Source organism: Salimicrobium halophilum, from assembly GCF_900100295.1.
Taxonomy (GTDB): domain Bacteria; phylum Bacillota; class Bacilli; order Bacillales; family Halobacillaceae; genus Salimicrobium; species Salimicrobium halophilum.
Genome location: NZ_FNEV01000002.1, coordinates 51,990 through 66,704, shown reverse-complemented (window position 1 = coordinate 66,704; position 14,715 = coordinate 51,990). Strand labels below are relative to the sequence as shown.

Here is a 14,715-nt window from a genome sequence, read left to right as displayed (position 1 = left end):
TTTCATGAAAAACAATAATACGCAGTGGCTATCCGTACTCGGATCTATCGGAATCGGGATTGCAGCATACAGTATGATGAACGGTCGCGGAGATCAAATGGCTAAACTCCCTGCCAACTTGACGAATATGGGGAACATGGGGAACCAGAACCAGTAAGCTTTCTGAGCAGGGATTTCCCTGCTCTCTACATAATTCCTTCTTTTGAGGAGACCATAATCAAAAAGGAAGGGCTCTGTTTATGACACTTATTATTATTGCTTTTTTTGTCTTGCTTCTTCTCGTCATTTATATATACAGCAAGCGACGCCTATCTAAAATCCATGCTGGTCCGGATGGACATAAGCGCATCATCGTCCTGATCATCGATTCTTTGATGGATGAACCCCTCCAAAAAGCGATCAAAGAAGGAAAAGCACCGGCCCTTGAGTTTTTCATGGGGCATGGCCGCTATTTCCCTGATATAGTGAGTGCTTATCCCACGATGTCCGTGGCTATCGATACGACGCTCTTGACCGGCACCCAACCGGATGAGCATAAAATTCCCGGGCTCGTTTGGTACGATACAAAGAATAAGGAACTGATAAGCTATGGAAGTGCCGCCCGGGAAATCATGATGTTAGGGATAAGAAATGTGCTGAAACATTCCCTGTACGAACTGAACAATGAACACATCAGCCGGAACGTTAAGACCATCCATGAGGAACTCAGAGAGACCGCATCCATCAATGCGCTCGTTTACCGGGGGAGAAAGCAGAGGTACCTTCATCCACCAGGAAGTATGACGATGACAGGCATCCTTCCCCCTTCGATTCCCACAAGTGGGACGCATCGCTTCTCTTTCGGAGCATTATCGAGAATTAATCCTTCGAAGGGGCATAGCCATTTCTGGCAGGCATTCGGCTTCAACGATGCATTCACAACAGCGCAACTCACCTATTTGATCAGGCAACAGAAACTTCCCCCATTCACAATCGCTTATTTCCCGCACAACGATAAAATCGTGCATAAAAAGGGACCATCGAGTATCGCAGGAATCAAAGATACAGACCGTAAACTGCAAACTATCCTTGATTCTTATCATACCTGGGAAGAAGCTTTAAAAGATGCTCATTGGGTGATCATGGGAGACAGTGGTCAGGCAAGGGTCGGCTATCAGGACAGAGATCTCATCGACCTCCGTTCGTTGTTAAAACAATACCGCATTCCCGAATTATCAACTACCACTCGGTCTGATGCTCAATTGGTTCTTGCTCTCAATGAACGTATGGCTTACGTGTATGTACTGGATGAAGATCTTCCTCTTGAAACGATTGCTGAGACGCTCCGGACAGACGAGAGAATCGGGTTTGTCGCCTGGCGTAATGGCAGGGACATAACCGTACGGTGTGCCCGTACAATGGAAACGTTCTCTTTCCGAACAGGGGAAGACTGTATAGATGAATTTAATCAAAAGTGGAGCATCAACGGAGATCCGGGCGTGTTAGATATAACGATAGGCGACCGGGGACAACTGGAATACGGGAACTATCCGGATGCTCTTGGACGGTTATCGGCAGCTTTCTATTCCCATGAAGGGCGCTATCTTGTCGTCGATGCGCTTCCGGGCTATGAATTCCAGGTCAAAGGCAGCCCCACCCACAAAGGGGGCGCGTCCCACGGTTCCCTGCACAAAGACGACTCCCTCGTTCCGATGATTGTAACCGGAACGACGACGAGCCCTGAACATAAGAGAATCGTCGACCTGAAACAATGGCTCCTATCGATGATCCGAACAGACTAAAGAAACCTTCAAGCTTTCGGAAGCTTGAAGGTTCGTTTATTTTAAGTAGCAGTTTTATATTTTCTCCTTATCCTATCTCCCTGGGTAGTCACGATAACACCGGCAATCACCGCAAGTGCGCCGCCAATCTGGATCCATGTCACCGTTTCCCCGAGCCAAAGGGCCGCTCCGGTCATCGTAAAGACCGGGAGCAGATTAAGAAATATCGAGGATTTCGATGCCCCTACTTTATCGACGGCAGTGTTGTACATAGAAATAGCGATGAACGAAGGGAAGATGCCCAAATACAAGAGCCCTATGAGACTCTCCGTAGTAAATGAAGGAACACCTCCGAGCCCCCACTCCAAGAGAACAATCGGCAATAAGAATAAGATGGATAGCCCCGTCATGACAAGAAGAGCACCGTAGCTCGGGAAGAGCGGCATATACTGTTTTACATAAATAGAATAGATCGCCCATGTTGCAATGGCTCCCAGCATGATTGCATCTCCGACATTCCAGTTGATGGATGCCAGTTGAAGGATTCTTCCATCCATAATCACCCAGATTGCACCGAGAAGGGATAAAAAGACTCCGGCCCATTGAATACCGAAGATCCTTTCTTTCAATATGTACGCACTAAGTACGACCGTTACCACAGGTATCACGGTTTCAAGTACCGACACGTTCGTAGAAGACGTAAACTGAAGCGACGCATAGATGAATGTATTAAAGAACGTAATACCGCTAAGTGTCATGATAAGAAACGGTTTCTTGTATGCAAAAAAGCGTTCTTTATATTTACGGGCGGAACGCAGTCCGATCGGAAGCAGCACAAGAAAAGCGATAATCAGACGGAAGAACGCTATCGTGTATGGCGGCAGGTCATTGATCGCTTTCCCTACAAGAATGTTTCCGGAAAACATAACTACCACCAGAACAAGAAGAAGATACGGCATCAGTGGATCTCCTTCACTCGTCCCACCTGTCCGTCTTCAAGACGTACCTTGATCCCGTGTGGATGCTGCGGGGACTTCGTCAAAATATCTTTCACAACGCCTTTCGTGAGAGCACCTGTGCGCTGATCTTTTTTCAAAACGATCGAGACATTTTGTCCCGGTTTGATATCTTTTCTCATCGTTCCTGACATAGTATCACTCCTCTCTCCCATCTACTTTAACACATTTTAGCTGTCTTGAATTCAAGAGTTTGATATACTGTAACAACAGAGGTGAAGTCAATGGAATTCGATAAGATCCGCAACAAACTCACATCCCACTCCCCACATATGATCGGTCGCACCAAACCGATGAATTTCTCTGTACTTCTTCCGCTAATCAGAAAAAACGGAGAACTTCACATCGTATTCGAGGTGCGCTCTTTGAATATGCGACGTCAACCCGGTGAAGTCTGTTTTCCCGGCGGCAAAGCGGATGAGGAAGACGACCATCTCAAAGATACAGCCATCCGGGAACTGTGCGAAGAACTCGGTGTGAACCCGGAGGAAGTGACCGATGTCTGGAAATTCGGCACCCTGCTGTCCGCATTCGGACCAAGAATCCATGCCTATGTCGGATACCTGGACCGTGAAGAAGAGTTCATCGAGAACCCGGGAGAGGTGGCAGAATCATTCACGGTCCCGCTCTCCTTTTTCCTTGAAAACGAGCCGGTCCTGCATTATATCGACATCAACGTTCAGCCAAGGGGAGATTTTCCTTATGATGATATCGCCAACGGCAAAGACTATCAGTGGCAGACGGTTCCTTATGAAGAGAACTTCTACTACTACGAAGATAAAGTGATCTGGGGACTGACGGCACAAATCCTGAAAGACTTCGTCCGTGTATTGAAGGAATGAAGCTCGGACGATTTCATTCCAGACCCGTTATGAAGGACTTTTCGAATGATTCCTTTTGAAAATGACTGATAACTTTCTTTATGAAATGCTTTTGACCAAAGTTACCGTAAAACCATCTCATATGAAAAAGTATGGGTTATTTTTCTATTATCCTGCGTGAAAAACGTTGCATAACGCCTTTCACTAAAATAAGCGGACGGCCCCAGTGAGCCATCCGCTTCATAGTGAATCAATTCTGCTTCAGAAGTCTCATACTGTTCAATATAACGACAAGCGCTGCACCTGTATCACTCAGGACAGCCATCCATAGCGTCAGGATGCCCGGGAAAATAAGCACGAGGGCTGCCGCTTTCGTCAGAAGCGAGAACCAGATGTTCTGCTTGATGATATTCAACGCCTTTTTACTGAGACTGATGGTCTCCGGCAATTTCTCAAGGTTATCAGCCATCAATACGATATCCGCCGTTTCCATGGCTGTATCCGTGCCTGCTCCACCCATGGCAATACCGAGGTCCGCAGTAGCCAGCGCCGGCGCGTCGTTGATACCATCTCCGACCATCGCCACCTGCTTCCCTTCCTGTTGAAGCTTCTGGATCGCCGTCACTTTATCCTCAGGCATCAATTCAGCGAAGTGTCGCGTCACACCAGCTTCCTTAGCGATAATTCCAGCTGTACCTTCATTGTCCCCTGTCAGCATGACCATTTCTTTCATACCGGTATGCTTCAGTCGCTCGATCGCTTTAACAGTAATATCCCGGATTGTATCGCGGACAGCTATGACTCCGATGATTTGTTCACGGGTACCCACCAGGACAAGCGTATTTCCTTCTTTCTGAAGTCTCGAGATTTCATCTTCCGACTCCTGAAGAGACACTCCCATTTCTTCGAAAAGTTTCGGCTTCCCAGCAAAAACTTGCGTGCCTTCGATAGTTCCTTTCGCCCCTTTACCCGCGATTGCCTCAAACCCATCCCCTTCTTTCAGGTTGATGTTTCTTTCGTTCGTGTACGAAAGAATGGCTTCTGCAATCGGGTGGGAGGACTGGGATTCGATCGTTGCAGCTACGGCAAGCAATTCTTCTTTATTTCCGTGAAAAGCGAACACTTCGGAAACTTTCGGCTTTCCTTCCGTAAGGGTTCCCGTTTTGTCGAAGGCGATCGCTTTAAGCGCTCCCGCTTTCTCCAAATACGTTCCACCTTTGATCAGTACGCCGTGCTTTGCGGCGTTACCAATCGCGGATACGATGGCTACCGGTGTAGAAATGACAAGCGCACATGGGCAGGCTACCACTAAGAGAGCAAGGCCTTTGTAGACCCATTCTCCCCATCCGCCGAATCCGAGTAGCGGAGGGACAATCATAACGAGGAGGGCCAGGATAAATACAATCGGTGTATAAACGGCCGCAAACCGATCGATGAACGCTTCGGTTGGTGCTTTTTTCTCCTGGGCTTCCTCTACGAGATGGATGATTTTCGCAATCGTCGTATCTTCTGCCAGTGTCGTTACTCTGACCTCGAGAGCTCCATTCTCGTTAAGGGTACCGGCATAAACTGTGTGTCCTGTCTCTTTATCCACCGGCATCGATTCCCCGGTGATCGGTGCTTCATTGATACTTGTCGTGCCTGAAGTGATTTCTCCGTCGAGAGGGATCTTATCCCCGGGGCGGACGACGAGCGTATCCCCTATGTTTACTTCCTCGACTTTCTTTTCCGTAATGCCATCTTCCGTCTTTACGAGTGCTTTCGCCGGAGTCAGGTCCATCAGGCTTCGGATTGAATCCCTCGTCTTCTCCATCGATCTATCCTGCAGCATATTACCGACGGCGAACAGGAAGACGACCATGGCGCCCTCGAACCATTCTCCGATGATAGCGGCGCCGATTGCCGCTGAAGCCATCAGCACGTTCATATCCAGAGATTTACTTCTTATAGCGTAAAAGGCTGCTTTCGCAGGTTTATATCCGCCTATCGCAATGGCCATCGCATACATAACGGTAACGAGTAATTCCTGGACCCCTGTAAACGATCCGATGAACCCTAGAGCGAGAAATAGTCCGGATCCCATGGTCACGGATGGAACTTTCGTTTTAGCAACTTCCTCTTCTCCGGAAGTCGACTCAGGATGGGCTTCAAAGCCTGACTTTTTCACTTCTTTCAAAATCTCTTCCTGACTCAGGCCGTGCCGGACCTGCATATTTCCGGTGGAAAAACTCACACTGACATCCTCGACAGCAGCCAGGTTGCCCATGTGTTTCTCTATTGTCATTGCACATGATCCGCAATCCATGCCTACAATGCGGTAGGTCTCATACCCTTTTTTCTGTGTAGCTGGGACGGCTTCAAAGCCGAGCTTCTTCACTTCATTCGGAATTGATTCGTAGACGCCTGAGTTCTCTGCGCCAACAGCGAGTTTTCCAGTCCCATAATTCACGCGTGCACTCTGCACTCCCGTCTTCTTGCTCAACCCTTTTTCGATCGTTGCTGCACAGGAAGGACAGTCCATTCCTCGAATGTAAAATTCCCTCTCGTTTTCAGTCTTTAGGGTCGTTTCAGTTTCCGTGGAACTCGAGCAACAGGACGTTTCTTCTTTTGGACTACTGCAGCAGGAGGATTCCTGCACGTCAGGCTCTGTCTTAGTTGAACAGCAGGTCGTTTTTTTCTCTTCTGTTGTAATCATGAGACCACCTCCTCTTCTGCATGGGTCAGAGCGATCGATACGAGTTGCCGCACGTGGTCATCCGCCAACGAATAGAAGACAAGTTTCCCTTCTTTTCTATGTTTGGCCAGATTCATTTTCCTTAACTGTCGCAGGTGATGAGATGCCGTAGCTGTCGTAGAGCCGATGATATTGGACACATCACAGACGCATAGTTCCTCCTCAAGGGTCAGAGCATAAACGATTTTCACACGTGTCGCATCAGAGAGTGCCTTGAAAATCTGTTCCACTCCCGAGACTCTCTCCACCTGTGGTTTGACGCGCGCCACTAATTCTTCGTCATAACAAAACGTATCACATGTATCTTTCGCCTGTTTTTTTACAGGGTTCTCTGTCATGTTCCCCACCTCATTCAAAAGTTCGTTTGATTATAGTATGCGCTTTTTTGACGAGATGTTCAAGAGTTTATTCAAATAATCTTTTGAATGTTTTTGTGGAATACTTTGCTCTACACTCAGAAAAGAAACAGCTCAGTGATCGTACAGCAAAAAAATTCCCCACCCACTCACAGTAAACTAAAGTCCGCGAGTATACTGCAAAATAATTTGCCACCCATTCACAACTACCTTCGGAGCCTGAGTGTACCGCAAAATAATTTGCGGACCATTCAACCTACTAATCACTTCGCGAATGAACGGCAAAAGAAAAACGTGCCTGAGAACTATCATTCCCAGACACGCTCGTTCCATTATTTTTCATTCAGACTTACAGCAATTCGCGATCCCACATGCGCATTATTTTTCACCAGGGCGATATTCGCATCGAGACTCTTCCCATCCGTCAATTCTTTGATCCGGCCAAGCAGATAAGGCGTACTGTCCTTTCCTGAAATATGATCCGCTTCCGACTCCCTGATTGCCTGAGCGATAATGTCATTGATATATTTCTCATCCATCGCATCCTCCTCAGGGATCGGATTCGCGATGACTGCGCCCCCCTCGAGTCCGAGATCCCATTTCGCTTTCAACGTTTCCGCTATCACATCTGCGGAATCTGCGCGGAAGTTAAGGTCGAATTCACTCGTTCTCGTATAAAACGCAGGTAGGACATCCGTTTGATAGCCGATGACCGGAACGCCTTTCGTTTCCAGGTACTCCATCGTAAGACCAAGATCAAGAATGGATTTCGCACCGGCACACACGACGCCGACGCTCGTTTTCGCCAGTTCCTCCAGGTCCGCTGAAATGTCCATTGTCGTCTCTGCCCCGCGATGGACGCCTCCGATTCCACCAGTAACAAACATCTCGACTCCCGCAAGTTCGGCACAGATCATCGTCGTAGCCACCGTCGTCGCTCCCATAGTTTTCGTCGCAATGATATGTGGCAAGTCTCTGCGGGAGACTTTTGCAACGCCTTCACTGTTTCCGAACATTTCCAGTTCTTCATCACTCAGGCCGATCTTGATTTTCCCGTTCATGATAGCGATGGTCGCAGGTACAGCTCCTTCTGAGCGCACAATGTCCTCCACTTCTCTCGCTGTTTTCACATTTTGCGGATATGGCATCCCGTGGGAAATGATTGTCGATTCCAAAGCGACGACCGGCTTCCCTTGTTCTTTTGCTTCCTGTACTTCTTTTGAAAATTCAAGATAATGTTCCATCAATAAATTCCTCCCTGTCTTGTTTGAATTGGTGTGGGGTCAAATCTTTTCTTACTGTATGCCTCGATTGAACGGTCTTCCGAGAATTCACAAGTCCTGCCTGGACGACTTCCGTGAATGGGTCTCCCTGAATCCAGGCATAGAGCACTCCTGCACAGAAAGAATCTCCAGCTCCTGTCGCATCGACGACATCATTTGCCATAAGTGTCGGCATGTGACGGATTTCATCGGCCGTTCCAATTATGACACCTTCTGCTCCATTAGTGACCACCACGTTCCGCACACCCCTCGCAAGCCAACGTTCAACAGAAAGCTTCCAGGATTCTTCACTGTCTATTCTCATTTTGAAAAACGTCTCCGTTTCCTCTTTATTAACGATGATCCAATCGATCGACTCCATACGTTCCGGTAATCGCTTCATCTTCGGAGACGAAACCGGGATTACGGCGAGGGGAATTTCGTGAACGGAGGCGAACGAGCTCAGAAAATAGACCGTTTCCTCCGGACAGTTCAAATCCACGACGATACATTTCGCGTTCCTTAGAAGCTCTGTATTTTCGACCAGAAGCTTCGCCGTTAAAGAATCGAACACATCCATATCTGCATACGCGACGGCCATATCCCCCTGTTTATCGAGAACAGCTGTATAAGACCCTGTCGCAGCTCCGGGAACTTTATGTACATATGTGGTATCCATGAACGGAGCAGATGCCTTCTCGATTTCATACCATTCTGCATCGTCTCCCCGTACGGTGAGAAGCACGACTTCCTCCCCTAATCTCCCCAGGTTCTCGGCGATGTTACGGGCTACGCCACCGACGGAAGCAGAAGATGTTACAGGATTCGATGTATTGAAAGCGATTTCATCTTTGGCATATAATTTCTTATCGACGTTCGCTCCTCCTATACAGACAATCGGTTGTTCCTTTCCCATGATCACGCCCTCCTCTATAAACATAAGTTTATAATATAAACATTTGTTTGTAAATCTTTTTTTTCATAGGGTTCGATCATTTTTCGGTACACCTACGTTCCAATTTCTCTCCTGAACGGTTCATTCCTTGATTAATGAACCGTTCAGTTTCTATTTCGACTTGCGAGTGGGCATGAAAAGGATTTGCGGTACACTCAGAAATAAATCAGGCTAATGAATGGTCCATAATAAACAAAAAAAGAGAGAAAAGCCTATATGGCTCTTCTCTCCCTGAAGCATCTATTTGGAAACGGAAAACTCTTTCTGTTCCTCTATTTTTCCATTCTTCGTAAACTCATCGAGCAGTTCACGCACTTCGTCCGTAGACTCCGTACTCATCAGTCTGTGTCTCAGCTCACTCGCACCCCGGAACCCTTTGACGTAAATCTTGAAGAAGCGGCGGAGCGGTTTGAAGATTCTCGGTTCCAGCTCTTCCGAATACTTATCGTGTAAGTCCAGCTGAAGTCTCAAAAGATCGAGAAGCTCCTCACTCGTGTGCTCCTTCTTCTCCGTTTCAAACGCGAACGGATTATGGAAGATGCCTCGTCCGATCATGACACCGTCCACGCCGTATTTCTCAACGAGTTCGAGTCCCTTCTGGCGATCAGGGATATCTCCATTGATCGTCAGCAACGTATCCGGGGCGACTTCATCACGCATCTGTTTGATTTCAGGGATAAGCTCCCAGTGGGCGTCGTAGTTACTCATCTCTTTTTTCGTACGAAGATGGATAGACAAGTTTGCGATGTCCTGCTCGAGCAGGTGCTTCAACCATGTCTTCCATTCGTCGACTTCCGTGTAGCCAAGCCTTGTCTTCACACTGACGGGCAAGCCGCCTGCTTTGGCTGCCTGCACGATTTCTGCTGCGACGTCCGGTCGACGAATCAGGCCGCACCCTTTCCCTTTCGGCGCGACGTTCGGCGCCGGACATCCCATATTGATATCCACGCCGCGGTAGCCCATCTCGGCCATCCCGATACTCATTTCACGGAAATGCTCAGGCTTGTCTCCCCAGATATGAGCGACGATCGGCTGCTCGTCTTCTGTAAATGTCAGACGGCCCCGCACGCTCATCTTACCATCAGGGTGACAGTAGCTTTCCGTATTCGTGAACTCAGTGAAAAACACGTCCGGCCTGGCTGCTTCTGTCACGACATGGCGGAACACGACATCCGTCACAGCTTCCATCGGCGCAAGGACGAAAAACGGTCGCGGCAACTCCTGCCAAAAGTTCTCTTTCATAATATATCCGAACCCTTTCTTAACGAGGTCTCATAACCCCGGTGTTGTTATATATAGCATTCATCATAGGCTTTTCGACATTATATACTGTAATAGCTGCAAGGGAAAAGTGCAAGGGATAGAATCTTCAAGAAATCATAAATCCCCTGAACAAGTTGTCCGGGGATTCTGAGTGAGCGTCCTACTTATTCTTTTCTAACAAAACCACCGTTTCAACGTGATACGTCTGCGGGAACATATCGACCGGATGAATCTCTTTCACTTTATATCCCTTTTTGGTCAGGTAATGCAAATCACGAACCTGAGTTTCCGGATTACATGAGACGTAAACGACCCTTTCAGGTGACAACGTTACGACACTTGAAAGAAACGCTTCATCACTGCCGCTTCTAGGAGGATCCAAGATGACGACGTCCGCTTTCTTCTTCTCAGCCGCCATATTGACCATGAATTCTCCGGCATCACCCTGGTAAAATCTCGCGTTCTTCACGTTGTTGTGTTTTGAATTACGAATAGCATCTTTCACCGCGCCCTTGTTCATTTCGATGCCGATTACATTTCCAGCTTGTTTGCTTGCAATCAAGCCGATCGTTCCGATACCACAGTACGCATCAATTACCGTTTCTTTACCCGTCAATCCTGCTAGTTCTACAGCTTTTCCGTAAAGCTTCTCTGTCTGCACCGGATTGATCTGGTAAAAAGACCTTGCGGAAATCTCGAACTCCAAGCCTCCGAGCGTATCCGTGATGAATCCTTTGCCGAACAACACTTTCTCCTGGTTGCCTAGTACCATACTATCACTACGTGTATTGATGTTCTGAATAATAGTGGAAATCTCCGGATGCTCCCGGCGCAGAGCTTTGACGAAATTGTTCTTCCCTTTGAATTCCGGTGTGCCCGTTACGAGTACCACCATGACTTGTCCACTCGTCTTCCCTGTTTTGACGAGCACATGTCGTAGAAACCCACGACCTGTGTCTTCATCATAAGGTCTCAGTTTGAACGAGGGTAAAAGTTTCTTGATCGTTCCGATGATATCATCCGCTTTCGGGTCATGAATCAGACAACGGTCGACCTGGATAAGGTCATGCGAATTCTGTTTGTACAGACCGCCGATGATTTCACGCTTACCGGCTTCGCCGAATGTCATCGTGTTTTTGTTGCGATAATCGTACGGGTGATCCATCGTCATGATCGGTTCCGGCTTACCGAACGGCTTCATGAGACGGTCGACGATCTGCTGTTTGAAGTCTCCTTGCGCTTTTTCCGTCATGTGCTGGATCTGACAGCCTCCGCATTCATAAAAATATGGGCATGGAGCTTCCCTGCGGTAATCGGCTGCTTCTATCACATTCACGACTTTCGCTGGGCCACGCTTCGGCACCGCCACTTCCGCTTTTTCCCCCGGCAATAGATGAGGAATCTCCAACCGTTTCCCGTTCCACGTCGCGATTCCTTTTCCATCATCCGTCAAGCCTGTACAGGTCAATTCTGTCGTCTTGGGCTGGTTCGTCTTCTGAGGTTTCGGCTTACCAGAAGGTTTCTGTCTGTTGTGAGGTTTCTTCTGATTCTTCTTTTTTCCTTTTGCCACCGTGTTTCTCTCCTTTTGGTTGAACGTCTTTCTTCTACTACTAAGGGTATCATGGATTCAGGTGAATGGAATATGCAAAAGAAACATCAAAGGAGTAACAACGACAGTTTCCTTACTTCTATATATTCGAGTAAGCGAACCGGGAAGATGCGCAAACTTTGTTCCTTCCTGTTTTCTTAGCCTCATAGAGGGCTTCATCCGCATCTTCGAGTAACGCGGAAGGTTTCTCTGTCGTTTCGTTATAGCAGGCAAGGCCTACAGAAACCGTTACATTAATGACGTTGCCTGTGGTTAGCATGAAAGGGTGTTCCTGTACTGCTTCCCTGATTCTCTCACTGATTTCCTCTCCCCGTTCCATTGGACAATCCAGCAGAATCACTGTGAATTCTTCCCCACCGTTTCTACTGACGATGTCAAAGGAACGCACGGTATTCTTCAATAATTCTCCCAGTTCTATCAATACCTGATCCCCTTCTTTGTGACCATAGGTATCATTGACACTTTTGAAATGATCGATATCGATGAACAACAGGGAAAGTTTCTCCCCTTTTCGTTCCGCTTGCATGCACGCTTCATTGAACAGCTGGTCGAATTTCCTTACGTTGTTCAAACCGGTCAAAGAATCCGTGGAAGCCTCTGATTTGTATTGTTCCAATACCCTCTGGCTTTCACGCACGTACTCGATCAGATAAAAAGCTACGAACCCGGCTGTGTAAGATATAGCCCAGAATACCGGAACGAGAAACAACAACACTTGGACACTTTGAAGAAGGTAACAGACCATTATAGTGAACACAATGTTCGAAGCCGTCAGCGTAATGAAAACTTTGATCCCTCTATTTACATTCAACCGTCTTGTCAAAAGGGTGGTCACTGCTACAAACGCTACCAGAACAACACCGAGGAAAGAGGATATGTTCACTCCGATGATTAAACGACCGATACCAATCAGTAGTGTAGAGAGAATCGCAGGGACAACTCCCCCATAATACGTAACAATAATCAAAGGTATATGCCTTAGATCAATGATCGTATCGTTGAAATCCATACTGTACTGCATCAATATATTGCTTAAAACACCGGCCAGAACCCCGGCTATCACTTTCGTCTTCATTGCTGAGGATACCCTCAAGGAAGGTGCGCCAGTCGTCTGTGTATAAAGGAACAGACTTGTTATTAATATAGATAAGTTGGATACCAACTCTTTAATGATCACTTTTTTCACCTCTGCCTGGATTTGTAGGCGTGCTACTCTTCCAAGAATAGAATAGGTATATTATATCATTGCTCCCTCCGGAAAACGACAATATCTGATGATTATCGTGAATTATACGTTGTCATTAAGATAGACGAAAAAACGTGAAGCCCGTTCCTCAGGCTTCACGCATCCCAAACAATTATTCAGCCGGCTCAAGATCCTCGATGGAATTGGTATCTTCCATATACGTCGGAACCGCGAGACCGATTTTCGCCCCATCGATCGCTTCGTTCACTTTGACGAGGCTATCTTTATGCTCTTCATAGAAGCTTCCGTGTGTTTTCGGCAACCAGGCAGCAAGGGTCGCATCAGCATCGCCTTCTGCCACTGCTTCGAACATGATGGCAGGATCGACCTGAGTCAAGCTGACGTCATACCCTTTCTGTTCAAGAGCCAGTTTTGCCATATTACCAGTGAGTCGTTCCGAATCCCAAGGAGTCATAGCAAGTTCAACAGAGGAACCGTCACCTTCCGGTGCATCCGCGATCCATTCGTCTACTTTGTCCTGATTCTCATCAATCCACGTCTGTGCTACTTCTTCAATAGAAGCATCCTGTGCCTGAAGCATCAGTTCTTCCAGTGTCGAAATATCCCAGCCGATATTTTCAAGGATCTGATAAGCTCCCGGGTTCTCTTCTTTGAAACCTTTATGAGCGAGGGTCGTAATCTGTTCCGCTCCCCCGTAAGCCCCTTTCGGATCTTCGAGATACTTCAGGTCCCATTTGGCGAACTTGTAGTGGGGAGACCAGCCGACGACGATGATCGGTTCTTCCGCTTCATAAGCATCTCCTAAGGACGTAAGCATAGCAGCTGTCGAAGATGTTTCATGTTCCCAACCTTCCAAAGAATCGTAGGCTTCGAGAGCATCATCCGTAGCAGCTGTAGCTCCGGCACCAGGTTCGATTCCGACAATCTTATGTTCCACTTCTTCGCTTACACTTGTTTCTCCATCAGATGAAGATTCACTATCACTACCGCAACCGGCAGCAATGAGAGAGAAGGATAATGCTGCAGCGATTCCCACTTTCTTTTTCCAAGACTTAAGCATGTTATTCACTCCTTCTATGATTTAGAAAGGGTAAGGTTATGTACCCACTTTCTTTTGAATTTTTTCGTTCAACCGCCAAAAATGAACGGACATGTTCCAAGATACTTTTTTATAGGAAGTTTTTCAAACAGTAAAATCAGCTGATTCAATGCATACAGAACGTACATTTTTTTCTTAATGGAATGAATCGATGAATTTTGTTATTTTTCGCCAGATTCCTTCAAATTTTGCAAAAACAAAACGCCTCAGGTATCACCTACCCAGGGCGTTCGATGCATCACTGCATCATTCCTTATCTCCAAAAGGACGTGTAGTTCTTCTTCTCTTCGATGTTGAACGTTATCATACGTCTCAACAATTGGTAATCTACCGGTTTGCTCCACGGAATGCGCACGAGCATCTTTGTATGCTCGAATCCTGACTCCTTGATTGCTTCTGAAAAATGAAGGATGCCTTCCCTCTCCGGAGCGACAGCCATGTGCTTTTTCGCGACACTGAAACCGATGATATAGGTTCCATGATCAGTGAACATCGGCTGATTCCAGGCGATTCTTTCGTCCAGATGAGGAAATTCTTCCTTCACCCATTCAAGCACCTCTTCTACACGTTCCCTCTGGTCAGGTTCTTTAAGGGTAGCGAGATATTCTGCAAAAGTTTCCATGAAAGTCCTCC

The 14,715-nt window shown here is 47.2% G+C and carries 14 protein-coding genes; 3 read left to right on the top strand and 11 right to left on the bottom strand.

The annotated features are described in order from the left end of the window. Positions 1-4 precede the first annotated feature (4 nt). Both BLQ44_RS16445 and BLQ44_RS03575 read left to right on the top strand, forming a co-directional pair. Positions 5-157, top strand: coding sequence for a hypothetical protein (locus tag BLQ44_RS16445; protein ID WP_176757413.1), 153 nt, complete (start codon positions 5-7; stop codon positions 155-157). A gap of 82 nt (positions 158-239) precedes the next feature. Further along, entirely contained in the window at positions 240-1,781 is a 1,542-nt protein-coding gene (locus BLQ44_RS03575) for an alkaline phosphatase family protein (protein WP_093192183.1), read from the top strand. 41 nt (positions 1,782-1,822) lie between these two features. On the opposite strand, the gene BLQ44_RS03570 is transcribed toward BLQ44_RS03575, so the two are convergent. Further along, on the bottom strand, positions 1,823-2,719 hold the full coding sequence (locus BLQ44_RS03570) for a DMT family transporter (RefSeq protein ID WP_093192181.1): 897 nt from the start codon (positions 2,717-2,719) through the stop codon (positions 1,823-1,825). Next, positions 2,719-2,910 (bottom strand): YwbE family protein, encoded by a 192-nt coding sequence (locus tag BLQ44_RS03565; protein WP_093192179.1) that lies wholly within the window; start codon positions 2,908-2,910, stop codon positions 2,719-2,721. Before BLQ44_RS03565 ends, BLQ44_RS03570 begins: the two co-directional genes overlap by 1 nt. Before the next feature lie 90 nt (positions 2,911-3,000). On the opposite strand from BLQ44_RS03565, the gene BLQ44_RS03560 reads away from it, so the two are divergent. Then, entirely contained in the window at positions 3,001-3,618 is a 618-nt protein-coding gene (locus BLQ44_RS03560; protein ID WP_093192177.1) for an NUDIX hydrolase, read from the top strand. Between the two features lie 229 nt (positions 3,619-3,847). Here the strand turns inward: BLQ44_RS03560 and BLQ44_RS03555 are convergent, their stop codons facing one another. From BLQ44_RS03555 to BLQ44_RS03515, 9 genes are all read right to left on the bottom strand, one after another. Further along, complete coding sequence (locus tag BLQ44_RS03555) at positions 3,848-6,292, bottom strand: heavy metal translocating P-type ATPase (protein ID WP_093192175.1); 2,445 nt, start codon at positions 6,290-6,292, stop codon at positions 3,848-3,850. Continuing rightward, positions 6,289-6,669, bottom strand: a complete 381-nt coding sequence (locus BLQ44_RS03550) for an ArsR/SmtB family transcription factor (protein ID WP_093192173.1) — start codon at positions 6,667-6,669, stop codon at positions 6,289-6,291. The genes BLQ44_RS03555 and BLQ44_RS03550 overlap by 4 nt, the downstream gene beginning before the upstream one ends. A 350-nt stretch (positions 6,670-7,019) precedes the next feature. Next, complete coding sequence (locus BLQ44_RS03545; RefSeq protein WP_093192171.1) at positions 7,020-7,931, bottom strand: pseudouridine-5'-phosphate glycosidase; 912 nt, start codon at positions 7,929-7,931, stop codon at positions 7,020-7,022. After that, on the bottom strand, positions 7,915-8,865 hold the full coding sequence (locus BLQ44_RS03540; protein ID WP_093192169.1) for a carbohydrate kinase family protein: 951 nt from the start codon (positions 8,863-8,865) through the stop codon (positions 7,915-7,917). Before BLQ44_RS03540 ends, BLQ44_RS03545 begins: the two co-directional genes overlap by 17 nt. Positions 8,866-9,144: 279 nt before the next feature. Further along, positions 9,145-10,146 (bottom strand): tRNA dihydrouridine synthase, encoded by a 1,002-nt coding sequence (locus BLQ44_RS03535; RefSeq protein WP_093192167.1) that lies wholly within the window; start codon positions 10,144-10,146, stop codon positions 9,145-9,147. A 181-nt stretch (positions 10,147-10,327) separates the two neighbouring features. Further along, on the bottom strand, positions 10,328-11,737 hold the full coding sequence (gene rlmD, locus BLQ44_RS03530; RefSeq protein ID WP_093192165.1) for a 23S rRNA (uracil(1939)-C(5))-methyltransferase RlmD: 1,410 nt from the start codon (positions 11,735-11,737) through the stop codon (positions 10,328-10,330). Positions 11,738-11,855: 118 nt separating this feature from the next. Further along, positions 11,856-12,851, bottom strand: a complete 996-nt coding sequence (locus BLQ44_RS03525) for a GGDEF domain-containing protein (protein ID WP_245688084.1) — start codon at positions 12,849-12,851, stop codon at positions 11,856-11,858. A 283-nt stretch (positions 12,852-13,134) separates the two neighbouring features. Further along, the gene (locus BLQ44_RS03520; protein ID WP_093192163.1) at positions 13,135-14,043 is read right to left on the bottom strand and encodes a glycine betaine ABC transporter substrate-binding protein; all 909 of its coding nucleotides are present in this window, start codon (positions 14,041-14,043) and stop codon (positions 13,135-13,137) included. A 292-nt stretch (positions 14,044-14,335) separates the two neighbouring features. Beyond that, positions 14,336-14,704 carry an iron chaperone gene (locus tag BLQ44_RS03515; protein WP_093192161.1) on the bottom strand — a complete coding sequence of 123 codons (369 nt, stop codon included), beginning with the start codon at positions 14,702-14,704 and terminating at the stop codon, positions 14,336-14,338. Between the last annotated feature and the right edge of the window lie 11 nt (positions 14,705-14,715).

What these genes read in the sequence shown, in the direction of transcription:
- BLQ44_RS16445 (WP_176757413.1), top strand. Translation starts at nt 5, where the DNA reads ATGAAAAACAATAATACGCAGTGGCTATCCGTACTCGGATCTATCGGA.
- BLQ44_RS03575 (WP_093192183.1), top strand. Translation starts at nt 240, where the DNA reads ATGACACTTATTATTATTGCTTTTTTTGTCTTGCTTCTTCTCGTCATT.
- BLQ44_RS03570 (WP_093192181.1), bottom strand. Translation starts at nt 2,719, where the DNA reads ATGCCGTATCTTCTTCTTGTTCTGGTGGTAGTTATGTTTTCCGGAAAC.
- BLQ44_RS03565 (WP_093192179.1), bottom strand. Translation starts at nt 2,910, where the DNA reads ATGTCAGGAACGATGAGAAAAGATATCAAACCGGGACAAAATGTCTCG.
- BLQ44_RS03560 (WP_093192177.1), top strand. Translation starts at nt 3,001, where the DNA reads ATGGAATTCGATAAGATCCGCAACAAACTCACATCCCACTCCCCACAT.
- BLQ44_RS03555 (WP_093192175.1), bottom strand. Translation starts at nt 6,292, where the DNA reads ATGATTACAACAGAAGAGAAAAAAACGACCTGCTGTTCAACTAAGACA.
- BLQ44_RS03550 (WP_093192173.1), bottom strand. Translation starts at nt 6,669, where the DNA reads ATGACAGAGAACCCTGTAAAAAAACAGGCGAAAGATACATGTGATACG.
- BLQ44_RS03545 (WP_093192171.1), bottom strand. Translation starts at nt 7,931, where the DNA reads ATGGAACATTATCTTGAATTTTCAAAAGAAGTACAGGAAGCAAAAGAA.
- BLQ44_RS03540 (WP_093192169.1), bottom strand. Translation starts at nt 8,865, where the DNA reads ATGGGAAAGGAACAACCGATTGTCTGTATAGGAGGAGCGAACGTCGAT.
- BLQ44_RS03535 (WP_093192167.1), bottom strand. Translation starts at nt 10,146, where the DNA reads ATGAAAGAGAACTTTTGGCAGGAGTTGCCGCGACCGTTTTTCGTCCTT.
- BLQ44_RS03525 (WP_245688084.1), bottom strand. Translation starts at nt 12,851, where the DNA reads ATGAAGACGAAAGTGATAGCCGGGGTTCTGGCCGGTGTTTTAAGCAAT.
- BLQ44_RS03520 (WP_093192163.1), bottom strand. Translation starts at nt 14,043, where the DNA reads ATGCTTAAGTCTTGGAAAAAGAAAGTGGGAATCGCTGCAGCATTATCC.
- BLQ44_RS03515 (WP_093192161.1), bottom strand. Translation starts at nt 14,704, where the DNA reads ATGGAAACTTTTGCAGAATATCTCGCTACCCTTAAAGAACCTGACCAG.